At 70.3% G+C, this 25,822-nt stretch carries 24 protein-coding genes and 3 pseudogenes; 14 read left to right on the top strand and 13 right to left on the bottom strand.

Annotated elements, in window-relative coordinates; all coding sequences use genetic code 11:
* Window positions 1-168 precede the first annotated feature (168 nt).
* On the top strand, window positions 169-1,053 hold the full coding sequence (locus AB0B45_RS41785; RefSeq protein WP_358142956.1) for an NAD(P)-dependent oxidoreductase: 885 nt from the start codon (window positions 169-171) through the stop codon (window positions 1,051-1,053).
* A 170-nt stretch (window positions 1,054-1,223) separates the two neighbouring features.
* Entirely contained in the window at window positions 1,224-3,161 is a 1,938-nt protein-coding gene (locus AB0B45_RS41780; RefSeq protein ID WP_358142954.1) for a glycosyl hydrolase family 28 protein, read from the top strand.
* 13 nt (window positions 3,162-3,174) lie between these two features.
* Here the strand turns inward: AB0B45_RS41780 and AB0B45_RS41775 are convergent, their stop codons facing one another.
* Window positions 3,175-3,969, bottom strand: coding sequence for an NAD(P)-dependent oxidoreductase (locus tag AB0B45_RS41775; protein ID WP_358142952.1), 795 nt, complete (start codon window positions 3,967-3,969; stop codon window positions 3,175-3,177).
* Window positions 3,970-4,106: 137 nt separating this feature from the next.
* Here AB0B45_RS41775 and AB0B45_RS41770 point away from each other — a divergent pair, with 137 nt between their 5' ends.
* From AB0B45_RS41770 to AB0B45_RS41750, 5 genes are read left to right on the top strand one after another with little or no spacing between them, the layout of a single operon-like run.
* Window positions 4,107-5,414, top strand: coding sequence for a sugar ABC transporter substrate-binding protein (locus AB0B45_RS41770; protein WP_358142950.1), 1,308 nt, complete (start codon window positions 4,107-4,109; stop codon window positions 5,412-5,414).
* Window positions 5,411-6,337, top strand: coding sequence for a sugar ABC transporter permease (locus tag AB0B45_RS41765; RefSeq protein ID WP_358142948.1), 927 nt, complete (start codon window positions 5,411-5,413; stop codon window positions 6,335-6,337). Before AB0B45_RS41770 ends, AB0B45_RS41765 begins: the two co-directional genes overlap by 4 nt.
* Window positions 6,334-7,194, top strand: a complete 861-nt coding sequence (locus AB0B45_RS41760; RefSeq protein ID WP_358142946.1) for a carbohydrate ABC transporter permease — start codon at window positions 6,334-6,336, stop codon at window positions 7,192-7,194. Before AB0B45_RS41765 ends, AB0B45_RS41760 begins: the two co-directional genes overlap by 4 nt.
* Before the next feature lie 52 nt (window positions 7,195-7,246).
* On the top strand, window positions 7,247-7,993 hold the full coding sequence (locus tag AB0B45_RS41755; RefSeq protein ID WP_358142944.1) for an IclR family transcriptional regulator: 747 nt from the start codon (window positions 7,247-7,249) through the stop codon (window positions 7,991-7,993).
* 33 nt (window positions 7,994-8,026) lie between these two features.
* A complete protein-coding gene (locus tag AB0B45_RS41750) occupies window positions 8,027-8,929 on the top strand; it encodes a 5-dehydro-4-deoxyglucarate dehydratase (RefSeq protein WP_358142943.1) in 903 nt (300 codons plus the stop codon).
* A 97-nt stretch (window positions 8,930-9,026) separates the two neighbouring features.
* On the opposite strand, the gene AB0B45_RS41745 is transcribed toward AB0B45_RS41750, so the two are convergent.
* Window positions 9,027-10,454: an aldehyde dehydrogenase (NADP(+)) gene (locus AB0B45_RS41745; protein WP_358142941.1), complete on the bottom strand. Its 1,428-nt coding sequence runs from the start codon at window positions 10,452-10,454 to the stop codon at window positions 9,027-9,029.
* Window positions 10,455-10,566: 112 nt separating this feature from the next.
* On the opposite strand from AB0B45_RS41745, the gene AB0B45_RS41740 reads away from it, so the two are divergent.
* Together AB0B45_RS41740 and AB0B45_RS41735 are read left to right on the top strand one after the other, a co-directional pair.
* The gene (locus AB0B45_RS41740; RefSeq protein ID WP_358142939.1) at window positions 10,567-11,823 is read left to right on the top strand and encodes a glucarate dehydratase family protein; all 1,257 of its coding nucleotides are present in this window, start codon (window positions 10,567-10,569) and stop codon (window positions 11,821-11,823) included.
* Between the two features lie 5 nt (window positions 11,824-11,828).
* A complete protein-coding gene (locus AB0B45_RS41735; RefSeq protein WP_358142937.1) occupies window positions 11,829-12,950 on the top strand; it encodes a hypothetical protein in 1,122 nt (373 codons plus the stop codon).
* A 194-nt stretch (window positions 12,951-13,144) separates the two neighbouring features.
* Here the strand turns inward: AB0B45_RS41735 and AB0B45_RS41730 are convergent, their stop codons facing one another.
* The 3 genes from AB0B45_RS41730 to AB0B45_RS41720 are packed head-to-tail and all read right to left on the bottom strand — an operon-like array spanning window position 13,145 to window position 15,356.
* Window positions 13,145-13,636: a DUF402 domain-containing protein gene (locus AB0B45_RS41730; RefSeq protein WP_358142935.1), complete on the bottom strand. Its 492-nt coding sequence runs from the start codon at window positions 13,634-13,636 to the stop codon at window positions 13,145-13,147.
* Window positions 13,633-14,265: a response regulator transcription factor gene (locus tag AB0B45_RS41725; RefSeq protein WP_358142933.1), complete on the bottom strand. Its 633-nt coding sequence runs from the start codon at window positions 14,263-14,265 to the stop codon at window positions 13,633-13,635. Before AB0B45_RS41725 ends, AB0B45_RS41730 begins: the two co-directional genes overlap by 4 nt.
* Complete coding sequence (locus tag AB0B45_RS41720) at window positions 14,262-15,356, bottom strand: histidine kinase (RefSeq protein WP_358142931.1); 1,095 nt, start codon at window positions 15,354-15,356, stop codon at window positions 14,262-14,264. The genes AB0B45_RS41725 and AB0B45_RS41720 overlap by 4 nt, the downstream gene beginning before the upstream one ends.
* A gap of 87 nt (window positions 15,357-15,443) precedes the next feature.
* Here AB0B45_RS41720 and AB0B45_RS41715 point away from each other — a divergent pair.
* From AB0B45_RS41715 to AB0B45_RS41705, 3 genes and pseudogenes are all read left to right on the top strand, one after another.
* A pseudogene (locus AB0B45_RS41715) lies at window positions 15,444-16,085 on the top strand (ATP-binding cassette domain-containing protein); the annotation flags it as partial.
* 74 nt (window positions 16,086-16,159) lie between these two features.
* Window positions 16,160-16,912, top strand: a complete 753-nt coding sequence (locus AB0B45_RS41710; RefSeq protein WP_358142930.1) for an ABC transporter permease subunit — start codon at window positions 16,160-16,162, stop codon at window positions 16,910-16,912.
* 101 nt (window positions 16,913-17,013) lie between these two features.
* A complete protein-coding gene (locus tag AB0B45_RS41705; RefSeq protein ID WP_358142928.1) occupies window positions 17,014-17,781 on the top strand; it encodes an ABC transporter permease in 768 nt (255 codons plus the stop codon).
* Between the two features lie 278 nt (window positions 17,782-18,059).
* Here AB0B45_RS41705 and AB0B45_RS41700 read toward each other — a convergent pair whose 3' ends face one another.
* Window positions 18,060-19,745, bottom strand: coding sequence for a ribonuclease J (locus AB0B45_RS41700; RefSeq protein WP_358142926.1), 1,686 nt, complete (start codon window positions 19,743-19,745; stop codon window positions 18,060-18,062).
* 59 nt (window positions 19,746-19,804) lie between these two features.
* Window positions 19,805-20,719 carry a 4-hydroxy-tetrahydrodipicolinate synthase gene (gene dapA / locus AB0B45_RS41695; RefSeq protein ID WP_358142924.1) on the bottom strand — a complete coding sequence of 305 codons (915 nt, stop codon included), beginning with the start codon at window positions 20,717-20,719 and terminating at the stop codon, window positions 19,805-19,807.
* A gap of 269 nt (window positions 20,720-20,988) precedes the next feature.
* On the opposite strand from dapA, the pseudogene AB0B45_RS41690 reads away from it, so the two are divergent.
* Window positions 20,989-21,092: pseudogene (locus AB0B45_RS41690) on the top strand (IS5/IS1182 family transposase); the annotation flags it as partial.
* Window positions 21,093-21,111: 19 nt separating this feature from the next.
* Here the strand turns inward: AB0B45_RS41690 and AB0B45_RS41685 are convergent.
* From AB0B45_RS41685 to AB0B45_RS41660, 6 genes and pseudogenes are all read right to left on the bottom strand, one after another.
* Window positions 21,112-21,270, bottom strand: a complete 159-nt coding sequence (locus tag AB0B45_RS41685; protein WP_358142922.1) for a hypothetical protein — start codon at window positions 21,268-21,270, stop codon at window positions 21,112-21,114.
* Between the two features lie 65 nt (window positions 21,271-21,335).
* The gene (locus AB0B45_RS41680) at window positions 21,336-21,587 is read right to left on the bottom strand and encodes an NAD(P)H-binding protein (protein WP_358142920.1); all 252 of its coding nucleotides are present in this window, start codon (window positions 21,585-21,587) and stop codon (window positions 21,336-21,338) included.
* A gap of 34 nt (window positions 21,588-21,621) precedes the next feature.
* Window positions 21,622-21,756, bottom strand: a pseudogene (locus AB0B45_RS41675) (NAD(P)H-binding protein); the annotation flags it as partial.
* Window positions 21,753-22,115, bottom strand: a complete 363-nt coding sequence (locus AB0B45_RS41670; RefSeq protein WP_358142918.1) for a nuclear transport factor 2 family protein — start codon at window positions 22,113-22,115, stop codon at window positions 21,753-21,755. The pseudogene AB0B45_RS41675 and the gene AB0B45_RS41670, both read right to left, overlap by 4 nt.
* Window positions 22,115-23,575, bottom strand: a complete 1,461-nt coding sequence (locus AB0B45_RS41665) for a multicopper oxidase domain-containing protein (RefSeq protein WP_358142916.1) — start codon at window positions 23,573-23,575, stop codon at window positions 22,115-22,117. The genes AB0B45_RS41670 and AB0B45_RS41665 overlap by 1 nt, the downstream gene beginning before the upstream one ends.
* Window positions 23,572-23,919, bottom strand: coding sequence for a hypothetical protein (locus tag AB0B45_RS41660; protein ID WP_358142914.1), 348 nt, complete (start codon window positions 23,917-23,919; stop codon window positions 23,572-23,574). The genes AB0B45_RS41665 and AB0B45_RS41660 overlap by 4 nt, the downstream gene beginning before the upstream one ends.
* Before the next feature lie 1,025 nt (window positions 23,920-24,944).
* On the opposite strand from AB0B45_RS41660, the gene AB0B45_RS41655 reads away from it, so the two are divergent.
* Window positions 24,945-25,667: a GntR family transcriptional regulator gene (locus AB0B45_RS41655; RefSeq protein WP_358142912.1), complete on the top strand. Its 723-nt coding sequence runs from the start codon at window positions 24,945-24,947 to the stop codon at window positions 25,665-25,667.
* Window positions 25,668-25,822: the final 155 nt, after the last annotated feature.

The following is a 25,822-nucleotide window of genomic DNA, read 5'->3' as shown; positions in this document are numbered from 1 at the left end:
ATCGGTTGTATCTCTGTCAACCAGCCCGATCCTGACTTACTCGCTGTCATCTCAGCCTGTTATCGCTGCTCGGCCGGGTGGTCGCGACCGCTTGACGGGTCCCGGCCCTACGCCAATACTCCAATGCAACCGGTTGCTAGACTCGACCCCAGGAGTGGTGAAGAGCCGATGACACGAACTCTGGTGACGGGCAGCGCGGGACGGCTCGGCCGCAGCGTCGTCACCGCGCTGGCGCAGGCGGGTCACGAGGTGATCGGGATCGACACCGTGCCGGGCACCCCCCCGCAGGCCGCCGCGACCCTGCCCGCCGACCTGACCGACCTGGGCGAGGCCTTTGAGGTGATGGCGCGGTTCAGGCCGGACAACGTGGTGCACCTGGCCGCCATCGCCACCCCCTTCAGCAGGACGGAGGGGGTGACCTTCCGCACCAACACCCAGCTCGCCTTCAACGTGTGCGAGGCGGCCGCGGCCACCGGCGTCGGCGGCGTCGTGGTGGCCAGCAGCCCCACCGTGATCGGGTACGGCACGCCCGCGTGGACGCCGCGCTACCTGCCGATCGACGAGGAGCACCCCACCGAGCCGTGGAACGCCTACGGCCTGTCCAAGCAGGTGGCCGAGCAGGTGATGGCCACCTTCGCGCGCGCGTCCTCCACCAGGTTCGCGGCCGTCAGACCGTGCTACGTCGTCGCGCCCGAGGAGTGGGCGGGAGCTCCCACGCAGCAGGGCCACACGATGGCCGAGCGGCTGGACAGGCCCGAGCTGGCGGGGGTCTCGCTGTTCAACTACATCGACGCCAGGGACGCCTCCGACCTCGTCGCCGCCCTCCTCGACCGGCTGCCAGGCATCCCGAGCGGCGAGGTGTTCTTCGCCGGGGCGGCCGACGCCCTGGCCCGCGCGCCGCTGGCCGAGCTGCTGCCCGAGATCGTCCCCACCACGGCGGCCGCCGCCCGCACGCTGACCAGCGCCGTACCCGCCTTCACCTCCGCCAAGGCCGAGCGGCTGCTCGGCTGGACGGCCAAGCGAAGCTGGCGCACCGAGCTGGTCGAGGCCTGATCACCGACCGACCGGCGCGTTAACCTCCGTTTGTGGCGGCCGCCTGGGATATGCAAGCGATTGCACCATCGGCCGGCACTTGGGCCTTGACGTTCCCGGCGGACGGTACCAATGTTTCATGCAATCGGTTGCAATCGAGTCCAGGTCCCCCGAGATCGCTGGAGGCGATCATGTTACGTGGCCTGTTCGTTCTCGTCCTGCTGACCCTCGGGCTCACCGCCTTGCCCGCCGAAGCCGCCGCCGAGTTCGACGTGCGCGACTACGGCGCGACGGGCAACGGCTCGACCAACGACGACGACGCCATCGACAGGGCGATCAACGCCGCCGCCGCGGCCCCTGGCGGCGTGGTGGTCTTCCCCTCCGGCACCTACAGGTCGCGCACCATCCACCTCAAGAGCGGCATCACCCTGCGCCTGGACGCGGGAGCCACGATCAAGGCCGCGGCGGGCGGCATGGACGCCCCCGAGGCCAACCCCTTCGACGACTACCAGGACTTCGGCCACAGCCACTTCCACAACTCGCTGATGTGGGGAAGCGGCATCACCGACTTCCACATCACCGGCTCCGGCGTCATCGACGGCGACGGCAAGCTGTCCACCAGCAACTCGCCGCCGTCGGGGGCGGGCAACAAGGCGATCGCCCTCACCGAGTGCGCCCGCGTGAGCCTGACCGGCATCACGATCAGGCGGGGCGGCCACTTCATGGCGCTGCTCAACGGCTGCCATGACGTCACGATCGACAACCTGAAGACCGTCAACGCCGACCAGGGCGTCCGCGACGGCATCAACCTGATCAACAGCTGGAACGTCACCGTCACCAACAGCCGCATCGAGGCCAGCGACGACGCGATCGCCCTCAAGAGCGACTACGCGCTCGGCCACACCTACACCAGCCAGAACATCCGCGTGCGTGACACGGTCGTCTACTCCCACGAGAACAACGCGCTCCAGTTCGGCTCCGAGACCTGCGGCGACTTCCGCGACGTCAGGTTCGAGAACGTCACCGTCCTGGGCGCGGGCAAGGCCGGGATCGGCATGGTCTCCATGGACGGCGCGACCATCGAGGACGTCCACTACACCAACGTCACGCTGAACAAGACGACCACGCCCGTCTTCATGAAGATCGGTGAGCGCAGGCGCTGCCCGGGCTCGCCGCCCGCGGGCCGGATCAGGAACATCCACCTCACCAACGTGACGGGCAGCAACCTGACCGCGCCCGAGCCGTCAGGCACGACCGGCGGATCCGAGTTGACCAGCACCATCACCGGCACGCCCGCCGTCGACATCGGCCCCGACCTCACCTTCACCGGCGTCAAGCTCGACGTGCCAGGCGGCCACCCCGCCTCGGACGCGAACCGCGTGCCGGGCGAGTTCCCGACCACCTACCCGCCCCGCGACTACGGCACCCGCCCCGCCTACGGGTTCTGGGCCAGGCACGTCACCGGCCTCACGTTCGACGGCGGCTCCCGGGCCACCTTCGAGGACAACGACGGCAGGCCCGGCTTCATCGTCGACGACGGCTCGAACGTCAAGCTGGAAGGCGTGGTGGCCGAGCGCGGCTCGTCCAGCGCCTACGACGTGGGCGTCAGCGGCGTCTCCGGCTACACCGTCACGGGCACCAACACCTCGGGGGGCGCCCTGCGCGTGCGCGCCACCAACTCCACCCCCATCCCGGGCAACCCCGTCACCCTGTACGGCGAGCCCGAGTCGGGCACGGTCACCGCGCCCATGCGGACCGAGTCCGACCCCGCGGCCTCAGGCCGCTCCTACGTGACGGTCGCCCCCGGCAACAACAGCAAGACGAGTGCCCCCTCCACCGGACACGCCACGCTCACCTTCGCCGTCCCCGAGCAGGGCGCCTACAAGGTCTACGCCAGGGTGATCGCCGCGAACGACGGCGACGACTCCTTCTGGGTCCGGTTGGACGGCGGCGCGTGGACGCAGTGGAACGGGATCCCGCTCGGCACCTCCTGGCACTGGGCCGAGGTCCCCGTCACCGCCGGCCTGTCCCCCGGCCCCCACACGGTCGCCTTCGCCTACCGCGAGGACGGCGCCAAGCTCGACAGGGTGGCCCTGACCAGCGACCCCGCCTTCACCCCCGAGAACTGACATCGCGGGCGGGTCACCAGCGCCCGCCCAGCTCCCGCAGGGTGAACACGCCGCCGGCCCTGTCGTGCAGGGGTTCGGTCAGGTCGGGTTCACCCTGCTCGGCGATGATCGGGGCGGCGTGCCCCTCCGAGTCGTCGCGCGACTCGTAGCCGATCGCCTTCGCCTCCTCCAGTGACCACCATCTGCGGGCGTTGTCGGACACGCCCCACACCACGTGGTACCCGTCGGCCTCCATCGCCGCCTCCAGCAGCCGCGCGCAGTCGCCCGGCGAGATCCAGGTGGCCAGCCCTCTGGTGTCGGAGGAGCCGTCGTTGCAGGTGCCGAGCCTGACGACCGTCACGTTCATGCCGAACCTGTCGTGGTACAGGCTGCCCAGCGCCTCCATCACGACCTTGCTCACGCCGTACAGGGTGTCGGGGCGGGGGAAGGCGTAGTCGGGCAGGTCGGCGCCGTCGACGGGGCGGGTGTGGAAGCCGGCCGCGTGGTGGCTGCCCATGAGCACGACGTGCCGTACCCCTTCCTGACGGGCGGCCTCCATCAGGACGTAGGTGCCGTTCATGTTGGCCTCGACGATGTCGGCCCACGGGTGCTCGCGACTCTGGCCGCCGAGGTGGATGACGGCGTCGACGCCCTTCATGGCGGCGGCCATGGCGGCGGCGTCGGTCAGGTCGGCGACGACGACCTCCTCGCCTGGACCGGCCTCCAGCGGGACCACGTCGGACAGGCGGAGGATCCGTCCATCGCGGGCGAGCAGCGGGCGGAGCAAGGTGCCGACCTTCCCGGCCGCGCCGGTGACAAGGATACGCATGGTGACTGTTGTACACGGGTATGGCCGTAATTCACATACATGGAATATTGACGTGATCTAGGCCACTGGTTACGGTCGCATGAACGCAGTACACATCTGCGATACACATCCATGTATGTGAACAAGGAGGCGGTCTGATGCCACGTCATCTGCTCGGGGCCGCGATTGTCACGGCGCTCGCCGTCACCCTGTCCGGCTGCGGCTCCGGCGGGGGTTCCGGCGACGACGCCCTGGAGATCTGGATCCGGCAGGCGCCGGACTCCGACTCCGCCAAGACAGCCGTGAAGCTGGCCGACGCGTTCACCAAGGCCAGCGGGGTCAAGACGAAGGTCGTCGCCCTCTTCGACGACTTCGAGACCAAGCTGCAGCAGCAGGCGGCGCAGAAGAACCTGCCCGACATCGTCATCAACGACACCGCCCAGCTCGGCAACATGCAGACGCAGGGCTGGCTGCGCGAGGTCGACAAGGCCAAGCTCAAGGGCGGCGACCAGCTCGCCGACCGGGCGTGGCAGGCCGCCCAGGCGGGCAACGGCAAGTACTACGCGGCGCCGTTCTCAGCCCAGGCGTTCGCGTTGATCATCAGGAAGGACTGGAGGGAGAAGGTCGGTCTGCAACCGCCGCAGACCTGGGACGATCTGGCGAAGCTCGCCAAGGCCTTCACCGAGCAGGACCCCGACGGCAACGGCCAGAAGGACACCTACGGCTTCGTCGCCCCCGCGGGCACCAAGCGCGGCTACGCCTCGTGGTATGCCTCCTCGATGATCTACGCCAACGGCGGCACCTTCCTCACCGACAGCGGCGGCGGCAAGTTCACCCCCGCGGTGGCCGACCCCAAGACCGTCGAGGCGGTCAAGTGGCTGCAGGACCAGTTCTGCGTCGCCAAGACGGTCAACCCCGGCGCGGTCAGCAACGACACGACCGTCACCCACGAGGTGTTCGAGAAGGGCCAGGGCGGCATCTACCTCGTCGGGCCCTACGTGCTGGCCAGGTTCGTCAAGAGCATCGGCACCGACAAGCTCGAGGTCGTCAAGGTGCCCAAGGGTCCCTCCGGCGGCCCCGGCACCCTCGGCGAGGGCGAGAACGTCTACCTCATGGCCGGCTCCGCCAACGAGGAGGGCCAGCAGAAGTTCGCCGAGTTCGCCGTCTCCCCCGATGGCCAGAAGATCGGCATGAACAAGGACGCCAACGGCGCGATCGTCAGGCTCCCCGTCAACAAGGGCGTGGACATGGCCGCCGAGCGGACCGACCCCCGGTGGCAGGTGTTCCAGGAGGCCTACGCCGACGCCGTCTACAGCTCCCCCGTGCCCAACTGGGCCCCCATCAGGCAGACCTCGGCCGACGCCATCAACGCGGTGTGGGCCGACTGCACCGCCGACGTGAAGGCGGGCATGGACGGCCTGGCGACCAAGCTGACCTCGGAACTGCAGGCCCAGAAGGCATCGTGACCACGACGCTCACGCGGCCCGAGCAGCGTACGGCACCGCGCCGCCGCCCCCGGCAGGGGCGGTGGCGCGGCACCGCCGTCGCGTGGCTGTTCCTCGCCCCCGCGTTGATCCTGTTCCTGTACTTCAAGTTCATCCCCATGTTCGAGGGCCTGAGGATGAGCTTCTTCAAGGTCCAGCCCTTCCTCGGCGACGAGTGGACCGGGCTCGACAACTACCGGACGATCATGTCGGACGACGCGTTCGTCGGCGCGGTCTGGCACAGCCTCGTCCTGGCCGTGGGCACGACGATCGGGTCGCTGCTCCTCGGCCTCGTGCTCGCCCTGCTCATCGAGGGTCCCGCCCGCTACCTGTGGTTCGTCAGGACCGCGGCCTTCCTGCCCGTGGTCACCACGATGGCGGCGGTGGCCGAGGTGTGGCGGATCATGTACCACCCCGGGGACACCGGCATGCTCAACAGCATCCTGGGCTGGATCGCCCTCGACCCCCAGCCGTTCCTGGCCAGCGAGCACTCCTCGCTCTGGTCGATCATGGGGATGAGCATCTGGCGCGGCACGCCGTACGACATGATGATCTTCCTGGCGGGGCTGGTCGGGATCGACAGGACCCTGTACGAAGCGGCGGCGGTGGACGGGGCGAACACCTGGTCCAGGCTGCGCCACATCACGCTGCCCGCGCTGCGGCCCGTCTTCTGGATCCTCTTCACGCTGGCGGCCATCCGGGGGCTGCGGGTGTTCGTCGAGGTGTACGTGCTCACCAACGGCGGGCCCAACGGCTCCTCCGAGGTGCTCATGACCCTCATCTACAAGCTCGGGTTCCAGCGCAGCGAGCTGGGCATCGCGGCAGCGGGAGGCATCGTGCTGTTCGCCGCCACACTGGTGCTCACCGTGCTGGTCCAGCTGATGCGCAGGAGGCAGGCGGCATGAGATTCGACAGCGCGCTCGGCCTGGAGTCCCGCAAGGGGCCGCTGGCGACGACGGGCAAGATCCTCGTCTACTCGATGATGGTGCTGGTCTTCACCGGGCCGCTGGTCGGCCTGCTTGTCAGCGCGTTCAGCAAGACGCTCGACCCGACCAGCTTCACGCTGTGGCCCGACGAGTTCACGCTGGAGAACTTCACCCAGGCGGCGGACAAGAACGTCTACCTCTACCTGTTCAACTCCTTCGTGGTCGTGGGGTTCGGGCTCGCGCTGCAGATGGTGGTGAGCGTCTTCGCCGCCTACTCGCTGGCGCGCAAGCGGTTCAGGGGCATGTCGTTCGTGATGCTGATCATGCTGGCCACGATGATGCTGCCCGAGGAGATCATCGCGATCCCGCTCTCGCTGGTGCTGGCCGACATGCCCGTCATCCACGCCAACCTGATCAACTCCTACGCGGGCATGATCCTGCCGGTCGGCGCGTGGGGCTTCTCGATCCTGGTCATGACCGAGTTCATGAAGGAGGTGCCGGTCGAGCTGGAGGAGGCAGCGAAGATCGACGGTGCGGGCGAGCTGCGCACGTTCTTCACGATCATCCTGCCGCTGTGCAAGCCGGCGCTCGGCGTGATCGGCGTCTTCGGGTTCACCATGATCTGGGACCAGTACCTGCTGCCGCTGATCGTGGCCAACGAGTCGGAACACTGGACGCTGCCGATCGCGCTGCGCTCGCTCCGCTCGGACGAGGAGGTCGGCATCGGCGTCCTGCTGGCCGCGTCACTGCTGGCGCTGCTGCCGTCCGTGATCGCCTTCCTGGCCTTCCAGCGGCAGTTCATGCGCGGTCTTACCAGCGGCGCTATCAAGGGTTAGATGTCCATGTACATGGATGGCATCCATTATTCTGGCACCCATGGAGCCCTCGATGGTCAAGTCAGCCGAGCGAACGGTCCGGATCCTCGAAACGCTGGCGGCCTCGCCGGAGCGCCTGACGCTGTCCGAGCTCCAGCAGCGCACCGGCTTCCCCCGCAGCAGCCTGCACGCCCTCATGCGCACGCTCGTCGAGCTGAAGTGGATCGAGACGGAGGCGGGCGCCTCCTCCTTCGGGATCGGTCCACACGCGCTGCTGACCGGCACCGCCTACCTGGACAAGGATCCCGCCCTGCCCCTGGCGCACGACGCGCTGGAGGACCTGAGGGAGGAGATCGGGCACACGGTCCACTTCGCCCGCCGCGACGACGGGCACGTGCTCTACCTGGCCACCAGGGAGTCGCGCGACCGGCACGCGATCTCCAGGGTGGGCCGCAGGCTGCCCGCGAGTGTCACCGCGCTCGGCCAGGCGCTGCTGGCGCAGCTGACCGACGACGAGGTGGCCGCGCTGCTGCCCGACCCGCTGCCCGCGCTCACCGAGCATTCGATCACCGACCTGGCCAAGCTCACCGACGAACTCGACCAGGTCCGTGCCCGCGGCTACGCGCTCGAACGCGAGCAGGGCACGCCTGGCGTGGCCTGCGTGGCCGTGGCCGTGGACTACCGCATCCCCGCCACCGACGCCATCAGCTGCTCGATGCCCGCGGTGCTGCCCCGGGAGGAGATCGAGCGGATCGCCGAAGCGGTCATCAGGCACACCCGCAGGTTCGCTGCCACTCTGCGCCGGGAGGGCATCCGATAACACATCATCCGGCGCGTTCTCTGGAGGAAAGAAATGCGTCTTGATGGTGTTCTCTTCTTCCCTGTGACGCCCTTCGGTGAGGACGGCTCCGTGAACGGCCACGCGCTGGCCGCCCACGTGGCCAAGGGGGTCGCGGCGGGAGCGGGAGGCGTGTTCACCGCCTGCGGCACGGGCGAGTTCAACGCCTTGGCGCTGGACGAGTACTCCGCCGTGGTGTCCACCTCCGTGTCGGCCGCCTCGGGCCAGGTGCCGGTGCTCTCCGGTGCGGGCGGGTCGCTGCCGTTCGCCCAGGAGTGCGCGCGGGCCGCCGCGGAGGCGGGCGCCGACGGGCTGCTGCTCATGCCGCCCTACCTCGTGAACGCCCCCGCCACGGGCCTGGTCTCCTACGTGCGGCAGGTCGCGGCCGTCACCGACCTGCCGATCATCGTCTACCAGCGCGGTACGGCCCGCTTCACCCCCTCGGCGGTGGTCGAGCTGACCTCGCTGCCCGGCGTCATCGGGTTCAAGGACGGGTTGGGCGACTTCGACCTGCTCCAGCGGATCATCCTCCGCGTACGGCAGGCCACGGACCGCCCGTTCACCTTCTTCAACGGGCTGCCGACGGCCGAGCTGACCGTGCCCGCGTACCGGGGGCTCGGAGTGCCGCTGTACTCCAGCGCGGTGTTCGCGTTCGCGCCGGAGATCGCGCTGGCCTTCTACAAGGCGGTGACGGGCGGGGACGAGGTGATGGTGCAGCGGCTCCTCACGAGCTTCTACCTGCCGCTGGTGGAGCTCAGGGACCTGGTGCCCGGGTACGCGGTGTCGCTGGTGAAGGCGGGGGTGCGGCTGCGGGGGCTGGAGGTGGGAAGCGTGCGCGCACCGCTGGTCGACGCCGCCCCCGAACATGTCGCCGAGTTGGAGCGCATCATCGCGGCGGGGCTGGAGCTGGCGGGGTGACCCTCGGGCGTGGCGCCGCGCCACGCCCGAAGGCCGGGGCCGAGCTCCTTTCGAGGGCGACACCGCGCCCTCGAAGGACCGGCCCCGGCCGCCGGGGTCAGCCGTCGATGCGCTGAGGGATGCCCGTGGGATTGTCGTCCCGCAGCTCCGCCGGCAGCAGGTCCTGCGGCCACCCCTGGTACGCCGTCGGACGCAGCCACCTGCGGATCGCCATCGCGCCCACCGATGTGTGCTGGGGCGCCGTGCTGGCCGGCCATGGGCCGCTGTGGTGCATCGCCCAGCACACCGCCACGCCGGTGGGCCACCCGTTCCAGATGAGCCGCCCCGCCTTCAGCGCCAGCGCCTCGGCGACCGGCTGCGCCTCCCGGGTGTCGGTGGCGTGCACGGTGGCGGTGAGGGAGCCGTCGAGCCGTACCAGCACCTCGATCAGCTCGGCGACGTCGTTGTAGGTGACCACGATCGACGAGGGCCCGAAGCACTCCTCGGCGACCGACGGCAGCTGGGCGGCGAAGGCGGCGAGGTCGATGGTGAAGACCTTGGGCGCGACCGCCCACTCCCCCTCGCCCTGCGTCCCCTCGGCCAGCAGCGTGAGCTTGGACAGGCGCTCGACGCCCTGGAGGTAGCCCTCCCTGATGCGCGAGCTCAGCATCGCCGAGCCGTTGCTGCCCGCCACCGCCGTACCGAGTGAGGCGACCAGGTCCGGGTCGTCGGGCGCGAACACCAGGCCGGGGTTGGTGCAGAACTGTCCCGCGCCGAGCGTGAGCGAGGCGGCGAAGCCGCCGGCGAGCCCCTCGCGCGCGGCCGAGGGCAGGACGACGACCGGGTTCACGCTGCCGAGCTCGCCGTAGAACGGGATCGGCTCCTCGCGCTCGCCGATGAGCGCCTGGATGGCCTTGCCGCCGGGAATCGACCCGGTGAAGCCGACCGCGGCCACCTCGGGATGCTGGACGAGCCGCTTGCCCGCCGACAGGCCGTGGACCAGACCGAGGAGCGCGGGATCGGGCAGCGCCGACCTGATGACCTCCGCCGACAGCTCGGACGTCAGCGGGTGCGCGGGGTGCGCCTTGACGACGACGGGGCATCCGGCCGCGAGCGCCGAGGCCGTGTCGCCGCCCGCCACGGAGAAGGCGAACGGGAAGTTCGACGCCGAGAAGACGCCGACGACGCCGGGCAGCGGACGGTTCATCCGGCGCACGTCCGCCTGCACCGAGATGATCGCCTCCAGGTACCCTCCGTCGCGCAGCACGTCGGCGAAGAGCCTGAACTGACTGGCCGCGCGGGCCACCTCGCCGCGCAACCTGGTCTCGCCGAGCGCGGTCTCCCTGTCGGCGACCGCCCAGAGCTCCTCGACGTTCGCCTCCAGCGCGGCGGCGACGGCCTCGAGCACCTCGGGCCTGCTCGCCGTCCGCCAGGCGGCCCCTGCCGCGAGGGCGGCCTCGACGGCGGCGTCCACCCCGAGGTCGGTGGTCTCGGGGACCCCGTCGCCGAAGACCTCGCCGGTGCGCGGATCGTATGCGTGGATCATCGCTTCACCCCTATGCAATATCACACTTCACTCTAGCGTGCCCTTGACACTCGCTCGGCCCGATTCTTACAGTACCGACAGTCGTCCACAATTCTGGCGGTTGTTCACATATATGAACATTACAGAGATCACTGTCACCCCGGTCGCCTTCCGCGACCCGCCCCTGCTCAACGCCGCCGGAGTCCACGAACCGTGGGCACTGCGCACGATCGTCGAGGTCGTCACCGACGAGGGCCTGTCAGGGCTTGGCGAGACCTACGGCGACCTGGCCCATCTGGAAAAGGTGCGCTCCGCGGCTTCTGCCCTCGTCGGCCTGGACGTACACGCCCAGAACGAGATCTACTCCCGCGTCTCCGCTCTCGTCGGCGACGTCGTCAGCGACCTGCACGGGCTGACCGGCGCGGCCACCAAGGAGAAGAGCGTCGACAGGGTCTACTCGCCGTTCGAGGTCGCCTGCCTGGACATCCGCGGCAAGGCGACGGGCCGTCCGGTGAGCGACCTGCTCGGCGGCGCCGTACGGCAGGCCGTGCCGTACAGCGCCTATCTCTTCTACAAGTGGGCGGGCCACCCCGGAGAGCCCGACGACAGGTTCGGCGCGGCGCTCGATCCCGAAGGGGTCGTGGCGCAGGCGCGGCTGCTGATCGAGGAGTACGGCTTCCGCTCCATCAAGCTCAAGGGCGGCGTGTACGAGCCCATGAGGGAGGTCGAGGCGATCCGCGCGCTGCGCGAGGCCTTCCCCGACCACCCGCTCCGCCTCGACCCGAACGCGGTCTGGTCGGTCGAGACCTCCGTCGAGGTCGCCCACGCGCTGGACGGCACGCTGGAGTACCTGGAAGACCCCACCCCCGGCATCGCCGGCATGGCGGCCGTCGCGGAGCGGGCCCCGATGCCGCTGGCGACCAACATGTGCGTGGTGACGTTCGAGCACCTGCCGCCCGCCATCAGGGAGGGGGCGATCGGAGTGCTGCTCTCCGACCACCACTACTGGGGCGGCCTGGAGCGCTCCGTGCAGCTCGCGCGGCTCTGCGAGACGTTCGGGATCTCGCTGTCGATGCATTCCAACAGCCACCTCGGGATCAGCCTGGCCGCGATGACGCACCTGGCCGCCGCGGTCCCCAACGTCGCCACCGCCTGCGACACGCACACGCCATGGCAGGACGGCCAGGACGTGGTGGCGCCGGGCGCGCTCAGGTTCGTGGACGGGGCGGTGCCCGTGCCGACGGGACCCGGCCTCGGGGTCGAGCTGGACAGGGACGCGCTCGCGGTGATGCACGAGCAGTACCTCAAGTGCGGGCTCACCTCCCGCGACGACACCGGCTACATGCGCAGGTTCGACCCCTCCTTCGTCAACAGCCGTCCCCGGTGGTGACGCCGGTGAACATCGCCTACGTCTACCCCTGGGACATCGTCGGCGACCCGGCCGCGCCCGCCAGGATCGCCGCGCTGGGCGTCGACGAGGTCGCGCTGGCCGCCTCCTACCACTCCACCCGCGCCGCCACCCCCTTCCACCCCGCGCACCGGGTGCTCGACGTGCCCTACTCCGCCTTCTACCTCCCGGTACGGCAGGCGGCGTGGGGCCGGCTCGTCCCGCCGAACCCGACATGGGCCCCGCCCGACTCCTTCCTTCAGGCCCGCGACGCGCTCAGAGCGGTCGGCCTGCCCGTGCACGCGTGGACCGTCCTGACCCACAGCAGCCACCTCGGCGCCACGCACCCCGACCTGGTCGTGCGCAACGCCTTCGGCGACCCGTACCCCTACGCCCTGTGTCCCTCTCACGAGGACGTCGGCGAGTACTGCGAGCGGCTGGTACGGGAGATCGTCTCGGTGGGAGCGCCCGACGGGATCATCCTGGAGGCGTGCGGGCCGATGGGGTTCGGCCACCAGAGCGTCCACGAGAAGACCGGCGGCGCCGACTGGACGTCCGTGCACGCGGCGCTGCTCTCGCTCTGCTTCTGTACGGCATGCGTTCCCGGCCACGCCGACGCCGACCAGCTGAGAGCGCTGGTCCGGACGGCGATCGACGGCCGGCCCGAGTCGGTGGAGGAGGCGCTCCCTGAGTTCGCCGAGGGCGTGCGGGAGCGGCGGACGGGACTGGCGGCCTCGCTGCGTGCCAGGCTCGTCGACGCGGTGCGGGAGCTGTCCCCCGATCTGCCGATCAGGACCCACGCCAATCCCGACCCGTGGGCGGCGGGCCCGTTCGCCACCCTCCACGCCGGCGACCCCTCGTTCGACGGACTGGTGGCGATGTGCTGGGGCACCCAGGAGGAGGCCACCGCCAACCTCGAACGGCTGTCCGCCGACCTCGCGGAGGGGCAGCGGCTCGGCGCTTACGCGCTGTTCCTGCCGCCCAAGCCCACCGACGCAGGGGAGCTGGCCGCGTCGTTCTCCGCGTACGCGAAGGCAGGGGCGGACGAGCTGCACCTGTACCACGTGGGGCTCGCCTCGGCCGCGCGGCTGGCCGCCCTCACCGAGGCCATTCGGCTCTTCGCGCCCTGACCGCCCGTCCTTCACGCCACTCCAGCCGGACTCCGGCCCCGCCCGTAACGTCGCGCCGGACAGACCGGCGCCCGAGCCGTGGAGACAGACGGTGGAGGAACCGGGCGGCCGCGATGACGGACCGCCCGAGACCCGGACGCGACAGTAGACGGACCCCAAGGGAACCGGACGGGCAGGAGGGGGTCGGGGGGTGGTCAGCGGACCTGGGAGAGGTAGGGCAGGTGGGTGGCACCGTCGAACGGGGCGAGGCGATCCGTGACGGCCTTCGTGAGCGCCGCCGCCGCGCTCTCCGCCCGCGCGATCACCTCAGGCGGGTAGCCCAGCAGCACCTGGTGGTCGGCGAACTCGTCCTCGTCGTCCACGAACACCCGCCCCTCCCGCGTGCGCACCACGTCGAGGTCCAGGTCGACCATCGTCACCTCACCGTCGCTCCACTCGGGCACCGTGGTGATGTCGACGTAGACGTCCAGTTTGTGGCCCTCGTCGTTGAACAGCGCGACCCACCACTCGTTCCTCGGGAACAGCATCACGAACGCGCGCTCCCACACCACCTGCGGACCGTCGCCCTTGGCCCCCGTCGTGCCTGCCTCGCATCCCACCCACACACCGTGTACGTCCTCGCCGAGTAGCCTGGCCGGGTGGTGCCAGTGGAGGGAGCCGCCGTACTTGCGGAAAACGACCTTCATGTCCCCGACCGTACAACGAGCCCGCTTTCGTACGCCGCGATGACCAACTGGGCCCTGTCGCGGGCGCCGAGCTTGGTCAGCAGGCGGCCGATGTGCGTCTTGACGGTGGCCATGCTGAGGTGCAGGCGTTCGGTGATCTCGGTGTTGGACAGGCCGCGGGCGATCAGCGTCAGCACCTCGCGCTCCCTGTCGGTGATCCCTTCGAGCCCGCGCACCGAGGGGCGGGCGTACTCCTCGATGAGCCTGCGCGTGACCGTGGGCGCGAGCAGCGCCTCCCCCGCCGCGACGACCCTGATCGCCGCCAGCAGGTCGGCGGGAGGGGTGTCCTTGAGCAGGAATCCCGACGCCCCCGCCCGCAGCGCCGCGTAGACGTAGGCGTCGAGGTCGAACATGGTCACGATCAGCACCTTGGCCGTGTCGCCGATCCTGCGGGTGGCCTCGATGCCGTCCATCTCCGGCATCCTGACGTCCATCAGCACCACGTCGGGTCGCGTGGCGATGGCGAGCTCGACCGCCCGCGCGCCGGTTCCCGCCTCGCCGACCACGCTGAGGTCGGGCTCGTTGTCCACCAGCACCCTGAAGCTGCCGCGCAGCAGGACCTGGTCGTCGGCGATGAGGACGCGGATCATACGTAGGGAATGGTCGCGGCCACGCGGAAGCCGCCCTCGGGACGCGGCCCCGCCGAGAACGCTCCGCCGTACATCGTGACCCTCTCCCTCATTCCGACCAGGCCGTGTCCCTGGCCCTTCTGCGACAGCACCCCATGGCCTGGGCCGTCGTCCGTCACCTCGACGTGCGCCCGCCCGCCGTCCGCCGCCACCGTCACCGTCACCGTGCAGCGGGCGGGGGCGGCGTGCTTGACGACGTTCGTGAGCGCCTCCTGAACGATACGGTGGACGGCGAGCCGTACACCGTCCGGAAGCCCTTCCAGCCCTGACGCCGCCAGCTCGACCTTCACGCCCGCGAGTCCGGCGCGCTCGGCCAGTTCTCCGAGCTCGGGCACGGGACGCAGGTCCGGCGGCTCGGTGCGCAGCACCCCCAGCAGGTGGCGCATCTCCGTGAGCGCGTCGCGGCTGGCGGTCTCGATCACCTTCAAAGCGTCGTGCGCCTCTTCGGGCCTGGTGCGCATCACGTGGTTGGCGACGCCCGCCTTGACCGCGATGAGGCCCATGCTGTGCGCGACGACGTCGTGCAACTCGCGGGCGATGCGCAGCCGCTCCTCCGTCACCAGCCGCTCGGCCGCGCGCGCCGCGTAGATCCGCCGCTCGCGTACGGCCCGCCCGACGGTCCACGACCCGCCCAGCGCGGCGATCCCCATGACGACGTCTCCCGCCCCGCGCGCCCAGCCCACCGGCGCGCCGGCCACGGCCAGTGAGAGGACCGCCACCACGGTGACGACCGCGATCGCGGTGGTGGGCGCCCTGCCCGAGCGGGACAGCGCCACCGTGTAGAGCGCGTAGGCGGGCGCGACGTAGGCGCCGCTCACCACGCCCGAGAAGCCGGCCGCCAGCCCCACCGCGAAGACCACGACGAAGACCCCGACCGGCCACAGCCTGCGCACCGCCAGCGGAACCCCCAGGCCGAGCGCGAGGGCCGCCTTTCCCCACAGCGGCACCGGCGCGGCGGCCGCGGACGTCATGGCGACCGACGCGACGATCCATCCGGCCACGCAGTCGAGCGCGATGAGCTGGCCGCGGGTCAGCCGCCTGGTGAAGTCCACGCCCCGCACGCTATCCGGCGGCCGGCTCGTGCCGCGTCATACCCAGGTCCGATGTGCGGGGCGCGGGCCGTACCCGACCGTGAGGGGGTGATCGAAGTGAGAGAACTGACCAAGAAGTACGGCGCGACGCGCGCCGTCGACCGCCTGTCGTTCACCGTCGAACCAGGACACGTCACCGGCTTCCTCGGCCCGAACGGCGCGGGCAAGTCCACCACGATGCGGGTGGTCCTCGGCCTCGACGCGCCCACCTCCGGCGAGGCCCTGGTCAACGGCCGCCGCTACACGAGCCTGCGCAGGCCGTTGCACGAGGTGGGCGCGCTGCTCGACGCCAACGCCCTGCACCCGGGAAGAAGCGCCTACAACCACCTGCTCAGCCTGGCCCTCACCAACGGGATCGGGCCCATGCGCGTCGCCGAGGTCCTCGAACGCGTCGGGCTCTCGGGCGTGGCCCGCAAGAAGGCCGGCGGGTTCTCGCTCGGCATGAAGCAGCGGCTCGGCATCGCCGCCGCTCTGCTCGGCGACCCGGGCGTGCTGATGTTCGACGAGCCGGTCAACGGGCTCGACCCCGACGGGGTGCGCTGGATCCGCGACCTGATGCGCTCGCTGGCGGCCGAGGGCAGGACCGTCCTGCTGTCCAGCCACCTCATGAGCGAGATGGCGCTGACGGCCGACAGGATCGTCATCGTCGGCAGGGGCCGCCTGATCGTCGAGTCCGCCATGAAGGACCTCACCGACGGCTACGACTCCCTGGAGTCGGCCTACCTCGCCCTCACCGCCGGCTGCGTCGAGTACGGAGCCACCCTGTGATCGCCTCGGAGTGGCTGAAGCTCCGCTCGGTCGCCTCCACCCACTACGCCGTCGGCGCCGCCGCGCTCATGGTCGTCCTCGGCACCGCATGGAGCCTCTACGTCGGGACGCTCGCCGATCAGCGCGGCTCGATCAGGGCCGCGGCTCCCGAGGAGGGGTTCCTCCCGCTGGTCCAGATCAGCCTGGCCGTGATCGGCGTGCTGGCCATCACCGCCGAGTACGGCACGGGCACCATCCGCCCCTCGCTCACCGCCGTGCCCCGCCGACGGACACTGCTGCTGGCCAAGACGGCCGTGGTGGCGGCCACGACGTCGGTCACGGCGATCGTCGTGATCTTCACGACCTACGCCGTCAGCCACCTCGTCGCGGGCGACCGCGCGGTCGGCTACAACGCGGGCTCGCTCGGGGACGACCTGCCGCTGCTGCTCGGGTCGGTGCTGTCGGTGACGGTGCCGGCGCTGGTCGGGCTCGGACTCGGCGTGATCACCCGATCGACGGCCGCGGCGATCGGATCCGTCGTCGGGCTGCTGTTCGTGCTGCCCGGGATCGCGCCCTACCTGCCGCCGCCGTGGAACGTCAGGGTCGGCGCGTGGATGCTGCCGAACCTGGTGCCGCAGATCGCGGGCGACCGGATCTCCACGCGACTCGACGGGTTGCTGCCTCCTGCGGTGGCGGTGGCCGTACTCGTCGGATACGCGGCGATCGCGCTGGCCGCCGCGTTCGTGGCCTTCGATCGGAAAGACGCCTGATGACGCCCGCCCCTCCCGGCAGGAGGGACTCGTGAAGACGCCCGCCCCACCCCGCCGGAGCAACCCATGAAGGTGCTCGCCCCACCCCACCGGAGGGACTCGTGAAGGTGCTCGCCTCGGAGTGGGTGAAGATCCGCTCGATCCGGTCCAGCCACCTACTCGTGGGGCTCAGCCTCGGGGCGATCCTGCTCGCGGTCGCGGTGGCGTTCTCGGCGATCGGCATGTACGACAGCGCTCCCGCTTCGATGCGGCGCAGCGCGCGGATCGCGGAGCTCGAGGAGGTGGTGCTGATCGTCCCCCAGCTGTGCATGGGGATCATGGGCGTGCTGACGATCACCTCCGAGTACGCCACAGGGCTGATCAGGACCAGTCTCGCCCTCGTGCCGCGACGCTGGCCCGTGCTGATGGCCAAGTCCGCGGTCGTGGGCGGGCTCGGGCTCGTCGTCGGCCCCATCGTGGTGTTCGTGACGTATGCGATGGCCAAGGCGATGCTGGAGAGCCGGTATCCCGTGGCGTCGTTCGGCGAGCGGTTCCCGACGCTGGTGACCTCGTCGGTGACGGTGGCGGTGTTCGCGCTGATCGGCCTGGGGCTCGGCGCGGCATTCCGCTCCGCGGCGGGGGCGATCGCGGTGCTCGTGGGATTGGTGTACGTGATCCCGATCGTGGTGGGGAACCTGCCTGAGCCCTGGAGCGAGCGGCTCGGGTCCGTGATGATCGGCGCGCTTCCCCGGGAGATCTCGGGCGCGGACCTGACATCGTCGGTGTACGGGGCGCTGCTGCCTCCGGTGGTGGCGGGGGTGGTGCTGGCGCTGTACGCGGTTGTGCCGCTCCTGGCGGGCGCGCTGCTCCTCCGCCGCCGCGACGCCTGACCGCTCGCCGACCGCTGCGGTTCTCCGGAGCCCATGCGCGTGGGACAGGGGCTGACGTTCTGCGGGAAGACGGGAACGGCGGGCAGCCACCGCGTCTCGACCGCTCCGCCGTACGATGCCCGAAACCCCAGCTCGCGAACGCCCCGAGATTAGATTCTTCGGGTGGGCAGCCCCTGGAACCGCGGGCGGCGTCGAAATGGACCCCCGGGAACCCCGGGCCGCGTCCCACCGGCCGGCGGGCGTGGGGGACGGGCCTGGGGTTCTGCGAGGAGACGGGGTCAGACCTCGACGACCACCGGGATGATCATCGGGCGGCGGCGGTAGGTGTCGCTCACCCAGCGTCCGACCGTCCTGCGGACTATGCGGCGGATCTGCTGGATGTCCACCACGCCATCGGCGGCGTTCTGCTCGATCGCCTTCTCGATCACCGGGATGATCTCCTCGAACCGCTCCGGGTCGATGCCCGACCCGCGCGCGTGGATCTCTGGCCCCGCGGTGAGCTTGCCGGTGTTGGAGTCGACCACCACCACGACCGACACGAACCCCTCGTCACCGAGAATGCGCCGGTCCTTCAGCGACGTGTCGGTGATCTCGCCGACCGAGGTGCCGTCCACGTAGACGTACCCGGCCTGCACGGCGCCGGTGATCTTGGCTCGGCCGTCGACCAGGTCGACCACGACGCCGTCCTCGGCGATCACGATGTGATCGTCCGGCACGCCGGTCAGCGCGGCCAGCTTGGCGTGCGCCCGCAGGTGCCGCCACTCGCCGTGCACGGGCATGAAGTTCGAGGGACGCGTCAGGTTGAGCACATACAGCAGCTCACCGGCCGCCGCGTGCCCCGACACGTGCACCTTCGCGTTGCCCTTGTGGACCACGCGGGCGCCCCACCTGGTCAGTCCGTTGATGACCTTGTTGACCGCGGTCTCGTTGCCCGGCACCAGCGAGGACGCCAGCAGCACGGTGTCGCCGGCCGCGATGCGGATCGCGTGGTCGCGGTCGGCCATGCGCGACAGCGCCGCCATCGGCTCGCCCTGCGAGCCCGTGCAGATCAGCACGACGTCCTCCGGCGGCCACAGCTCGAGGTCGCGCGGGTCGACGATCAGACCCGGCGGAACGCGCAAGTAGCCGAGGTCGCGGGCCACGCCCATGTTGCGCACCATCGAGCGGCCGACGAGCGCGACCTTGCGGCCGTGCTTCTCGGCGGCGTCGATCACCTGCTGGACGCGGTGAACGTGAGAGGCGAAGCTCGCCACGATCACGCGCTTGGTCGAGGTGCGGATCACCTCGTCGATGACGGGGGCGATCTCCTGCTCGGAGGTGACGAACCCCGACACCTCGGCGTTGGTCGAGTCGGACATCAGCAGGTCGACGCCCTCGCTGCCGAGCCTGGCGAACCCGCCCAGGTCGGTCAGCCGCCCGTCGCTGGGCAGCTGGTCCATCTTGAAGTCGCCGGTGTGCAGGACGATGCCCGCGGGCGTGCGCACGGCGACGGCGAGCGCGTCGGGGATGGAGTGGTTGACCGCGAGGAACTCGCACTCGAACGGCCCGAACTGGTGCCGTTCCCCCTCCACGACCTGCACCTTCTCCGGCTGGATGCGGTGCTCGGTCAGCTTGGCCTCGATGAAGGCCAGCGTCAGCTTCGACCCGACGAGCGGGATGTCGCGCCGCTCACGCAGGAGGTAGGGCACGGCGCCGATGTGGTCCTCGTGGCCGTGCGTCAGGATCAGCGCCTCGATGTCGTCGAGGCGGTCCCTGATGTATTCGAAGTCGGGCAGGATCAGGTCGACGCCCGGCTGCTCGGGATCGGGGAACAGGACCCCGCAGTCGATGATCAGCAGGCGGCCGCCATACTCGAAGACCGCCATGTTCCGGCCGATCTCACCGAGACCGCCGAGTGCCACGATGCGCAACCCACCATCGGGTAGCCGCAGCGGGGGACCGAGTTCCGGATGCGGGTGGCTCATACGCTGCCCCCAGGTCGGTTAAATCGTGAGCTCAATATCTCCGTTCCTCCCCGTTTCCATTAGTCAACCAACTTCACTCCGCCGGCCACGAGACATGCTCGCAGCTCGGCGATCTGCTCTTGGGTGGCCTCCACCAGTGGAGGCCGCATCGGGCCGACAGAGCGGCCCGTCAGGTTGAGCGCCGCCTTGACCATGATCGCGCCGCCGGCGCGGTTCATGATGCCGTCGATCACGGGCAACAACTGCCGGTGAACGGCCGTCGCCTGCGCGACCTCGCCCGCCCTGTGAAGCTCGATCATCCTGGCCAGCTCGGCGCCCACCACGTGGCCGACCACGCTCACGAACCCGGCCGCGCCCACCGACAGCCACGGCAGGTTCAGCGCGTCGTCACCCGAGTAGAAGACCAGGTCGGTGGCGGTCATCACCATGGAACCCGCGAAGAAGTCGCCCTTGGCGTCCTTCACGGCCACGATCCGCTCGTGCTGCGACAACCTGATCAGCGTATCGGTGTGGATGGGGACGCCGGTGCGGCCGGGAATGTCATAGAGCATCACGGGCAGCGGCGTCACGTCCGCGACGGCCGCGAAGTGCCGGTAGATACCCTCTTGCGGCGGCTTGTTGTAGTACGGCGTCACGACGAGCAGGCCGTGGGCGCCGGCCCTCGCGGCCTGCCTGGCCAACTCGATGCTGTGGTGGGTGTCGTTCGTGCCGACACCCGCGACGACGGTCGCCCTGTCTCCGACGGCCTCCAGCACGACCCGCAGCAGACGCTCCTTCTCCGCGTCACTGGTGGTCGGCGACTCCCCCGTGGTGCCACTGACGATCAGACCGTCGTTGCGCTGCTCGTCGACCAGGTAGGTCGCCAGTTTGCGTGCGTTGTCGTAGTCGACGGCGCCGTCGGCGGTGAACGGCGTGACCATGGCGGTCAGCATGCGGCCGAAGGGGGCTTCGGAGGTGCGTGAGGGCGATGCCATAGTGCGAACGGTACCCGGATTCCCTCATGTCCCGAACCCCGCCACCCCCATAACGCCATTTCCGAGCCGTTGCCCCACTCCGCCCGGACCCGCCCGTTCTTCCGCCAAGGGAGCCACCGCTCCGGCCTGCCCCCGCGCCGCTGCCTCGGTCCGCCCCCCGTGCGCGGGGCCATCGCCTTGACCCACGCCCCTGTGCGCGGGGCCATCGCTCTTCGCCCGCACCCCCGTGCGCGGGGCCACCGCTCTTCGCCCGCACCGCCGTGGGTGGGGCCGTCGACGGCTCCCACATCCGCGCGCTGAAAGGGGGGACCACGTCGGCCCCTCACCCGTCGACCGAGGCCCTCCCGGCTCCAAGCACCACCTGATCGTCGACACCCACAACAAGCCGGTTGTCAGTGGTTAAGGATTTTGCCGAAGGCGGTCTGCGGGGAGCTGATGCCGAACTGGCTGGGATGGAACACCTGGGTGCCACTGTCGGAGATGCGGGGGAGGGTGAGCACGGTGGTCAGGGCGAGAACGGCCATCGGCCACGTCATCTTGTTCACGCGCATGATCACAGGATCGAGAACGTGACTTGCAGCTCGGTTGGGCCCCAATGAGAGGCAGGACATTGGGACTACTGCCGCCCTCCGGACTGACTACCCGGAAGCATGAAGCGGGCAAGGCCCGGAACTCGCGACACCGGCGTTGGCGTCCCGCTCAGGTGCGGCTGACGGGCGACGATCGGATAGGGCGTGGTGACCACGAGCCGCCGGGCTCCGCTCTCGGTCATGGCCTGGATGACGGTGCGGGTGGCCTGGGCCGCGTGGTGCGGGTCGCGGCTGTCGCCGCCGTTGATGATGGAGATCACGGCGTCGGCGCCCGCCACGGCCGCGCATCTTCTCCAGGTCGCGGCCGTCGCCCACGACGGCGTACGGCTGCACTTCCAGGGCGGCGGCGTTGCGGGTGACGGCGGTGACCTGGTGGCCGCGGCGCAGCGCCTCGGCCAGGACGTGGCGGCCGGTGCGGCCGGTGGAGCCGATGAGGGTGACGTTCACGGGTTGGCGGTCCTGGTGATCGAGTCGACGCGGCGGACCCGCCCGTCGGGGGCGAGCTGGGCGAACAGGTAGACCTCGATCTGCAGGGTCTTGTCCTTCCTGGTCCGGACGGTCATGGTGTAGCGGGCGGCGGCCCGGTCGCCGTCGAGCAGTGTCTCGTGGACCTGGATGTTCAGCTCACGGGAATTCTTGCGGGCCGGGCCGGCGTGGTCGATCAGCCGCTGGCGGTCGAGGGTGATGCCGTCGTTGCGGTATTCGAGGTCGGGGGTGTAGTAGCGGTCCACGATCGTGGCCGGGTCCTCCTGGCTGAAGGCCAGCTCGTACGGCAGCCGCGTCAGGAAGGCGTGGAAGTCGGGCATCAGACCACCTCGAACGTGCTCATCATGGCCATGTCCTCGTGTTCGAGGTTGTGGCAGTGCAGGACGTAGCGGCCCCGGTAGCCGGTGAACCGGGTGATGATCTCCACGGTCTGCGCCTCCCGCAGCTCGACGGTGTCCTTCCATTCGGGCGGCCCGATCGGTCTTTCGCCGCCGGCCGACAGCACCTGGAAGGGCGCCAGGTGCAGGTGGACGGGGTGGGCGACGTCGCTGGTGAGCCGCCAGATCTCCACCTGGCCGAGCTTGGGCCTGGCATCGGCGCGACGGGCGTCGAAGGGCTTGCCGTTGATCAGCCAGCCGGTGTGGCCGTGCAGGTCGCCGCTGGTGAACTCGAAGTCGCGGGTCACCGCGGCCGTGGCCGGGTCGAGAGGCTCGATGTGCGAGAGCGTTTCCGGGATCGCCGAGTCGTCGTGGGCGTCGCGCTCGACGGTGAAGCGCATCACCCTGGCCTGCGGCCCTTCCCCCAGGAGGTTGCGCAGCTCGATGTGGTCACCGACCCGGTAGGCGGCGAAGTCGACGATCACGTCCGCGCGCTCGCCCGGCGCCAGCCGTACTCGCTCCAAAGAACGGGGCGCCGCAAGCAGCCCGCCGTCGCTGCCGATCTGGGTCAGGGTGCCGCCGGGGGAGAGTGCCAGCTCGTAGGTGCGGGCGTTGGAGCCGTTGAGCAGCCGCAGCCGGTAGCGGGCCCGATCGACCCCGAACTGTGGCCAGGGCGCGCCGTTGACCAGGATGACGTCGCCCAGCACGCCGCCCATGAACGCCTCGCGGGCGCCGGGGCCGTCGTGCCTGCCCGGGTAGGGCATGGCGCCGTCGGCGTCGAAGGACCGGTCACAGATCAGCAGCGGCACGTCCCGCTCTCCCGACGGGAGCGGCAGCTTGTCTTGCTCGTCGTCGCCGACGAGGAAGAACCCGGCCAGGCCGCGCCAGACCTGCGGCCCGGTGAAGTCCATGCGGTGGTCGTGGTACCAGAGCGTGGCCGCCCGCTGCTCCAGAGGGAAGACGTAGTCGCGGTGGGCACCCGGCTGGACCAGGTCGGTGGGATAGCCGTCGGACTCCGGCGGGGTGTGACCGCCGTGCAGGTGGGTGACCGTTGGCGCGGCCAGGCGGTTGGTGACGCGCACGACGGTCCGCCGGCCGGTGCGCGCCCGGATGGTGGGGCCGGGGAACTGCCCGCCGTACCCCCAGATCGGGGTGCGCAGGCCCGGCAGGATCTCCACCTCGGCGGAGCGCTGGACGAGTTCGTAGTAGTCGGTGCTCGCGTCGGCCCGATACGGCTTGGCCACCGCGGGAAACGGCAGCGGCACCATGTATGGCTTGGGCAGCGGCGCGCCGCTCGTCAGGAGTTGGGGAAGCGGGGTACGGCCCAGCAGCGAGCAGCCCGAGACGCTCAGCGCCGCGCCCACGCCGAACAGCCGCAGCGCCTGCCGTCTGGTCATCGTCATGCCGACGCCGTCTGAGTGCGGCTGACGGACCAGAGCCGTGCCAGCTGCGCCATGCTCACGCCGAACATCAGCACGCCGAGCGGCACATGCAGGCTCTTCACGTGCGCCATGCCCAGCGCCACCTGGGCCAGCGTCATCACCAGCATGCCGGCGGCGGGCAGGATGGCGCCCACCCGCCGCGACACCAGCGCGGCGACCAGGTGCAGCAGCACGGTGACCACGACACCGACGGCCGTGGCGCTGTGCGCCATCCGGCCGCCGGGCGAGGTTAGCAGCAGCCCGGCGGTGACCGCCTGGAGCAGCAGGGCGACGGTCTGCGCGGTGATCGCGATACGCAAGAACATGATCTTTCCTTAGCGGGTAGAGGGCCGGGCAACGACGGCGACAGTGACGATCAGGACGAAAGCGGCCAGCGCGGTCAGGGTGCGCAGGGTGTGGAACAGCTCCCACCGCTGGAAGATCTCGGTGTAGCCGTCCGGGACCGGGCCGGCGGCCGTACATCCAGCGGGACAGCCCCGAACGTGGGGATCACGTTGGCCGCGCCGTACCCGAACGCGCCCGCGAGCAGCCCGGTGGCCAGCAGCGCCGCACCGTGGATGTACCTGACTGGGGTTCTCATGACCGGCAATCGTCGTCGAGCCGGGGCTCCACGGCGTCCCACACGCGGGGTATCCGCCGCTACCCCACCGGGATCAGCGACCCGCCGGACTACGACGCCGGGAGTAGTCCCGCAATACTGCACCGCAGGGATGAGCGGATTCCGGTTCGCCCGTACAGTGCCGGGGGCGCGGTTCGACCTGAGAGGGCACACAAGCGTGCCCGGGCACTCGCGTCGGCGCGGGTCCTCGCCCGGTCCGGGCGTTACGGCAAGCACCCCGAGAGGCCACCGTGGTCACCGCTGAACCGCCCGTCCATCACGCCACTGCGGCAGGACTCCGGCGGGCCGCCGTCACGTCGCCCGTCGCTCAGCGTGACCGTTTTCCCATGGGGAGAACCATTCGTCGGGATGGGCTCCCGTTGGGAGGACCTTCCGTTGGGGTGCCCGGCCACGCGCGCTCGGTGACGCGTATCCCTGGACAGACGCCGGCCACGTGCCAGGGGTGACGGTGGGGGCGGCTTGCCGTACGGGATAGGCGGTTTGGAGGGAAAGCTCCGCGCATGGAAGAGGTCGCCGATATGTGCTCGGGGGTACACACATCGACGACCTCTACCGGAGAATCGCCGCACCTTACGCCCGCGTTACAGAGATCTCAGAATTATTTTCCGACCAATCCAAAGTTGGAACTCCAAGTCCATTCGATGACGGTGGGTTACCTGCCGAATACGGCAACATGGGGCAACGCCTCACAGCAACCTCAGGGATGGACTAGTGGCAAGTTCCGATCCGGTCTACCTGCGCGTCGTCGAAGACATTCGGCGGCAGATCAACGACGGCACCCTTCCCCCCGGCGCGCCCATCCCCTCACGGGCGCAGCTGACCCGCAAGTACCAGGTCGGCGAGACCGCCGCCCGCCACGCGCTCCGCGTACTGGCCGGCGAAGGGCTCATCTTCGGTCGGGTGGGTTCGGGACACTACGTCAGGGAGCGCCCGGACCTCGCTCCCCTGCATCGTTGGCGCTTCCACGATCATCAGGCCCCGTTCGCGGCCGACCTGCAGAGCCAGGGCAGGCGCGTCACATGGGACTGGCACAGCGAACCCGTGGAAGCCACCCCCGAGATCGCCCAACGTCTCCGCGTCGAGGAGTCGACCACCCTCACCAGAACCCACTACGTGTTCCGCGGCGACGGCAAACCCCTCCAGCTCGCCACCTCCTACGAACCGCTCGAGTTCGCCCCCCACTCGGACGAGGAACGGCGCAGCTTGATCGGCAGGCTCTCCTCCTACGGGATCAAGGTGACCGAGATCATCGAGAGCGTGCACACCCGGGTCCCCCGGCCCGCCGAGATCGACGCCCTCGACCTGTCGGCGGGAGTCCACGTCCTGCACCTCAAACGCACCCACTGGGCGGGCGAACGTCCCGTGGAAACGAGCGACATCGTGCTTCCCGGCGACCGCTTCGAAATCGTCTACAGCATGGCCGTTCACCTGTAGTCCCATCCCCGAGCGACACCCGGGCGGCGCCTCCCTCGCGCCGCCCCGGCGCCCCCCCCCCCCCCCCCCCCCCCCCCCCCCCCCCCGCCCCCCCCCCCCCCCCCCCCCCCCCCCCCCCCCGCGGCCCCCCCCCCCGCCCCCCCCCCCCCCCCCCC

Source organism: Nonomuraea sp. NPDC049152 (genome assembly GCF_040648355.1).
Taxonomy (GTDB): Bacteria; Actinomycetota; Actinomycetes; order Streptosporangiales; family Streptosporangiaceae; genus Nonomuraea.
Note: the sequence above shows the minus strand (reverse complement) of the source record. Positions and strands in the feature narration are given on the sequence as shown.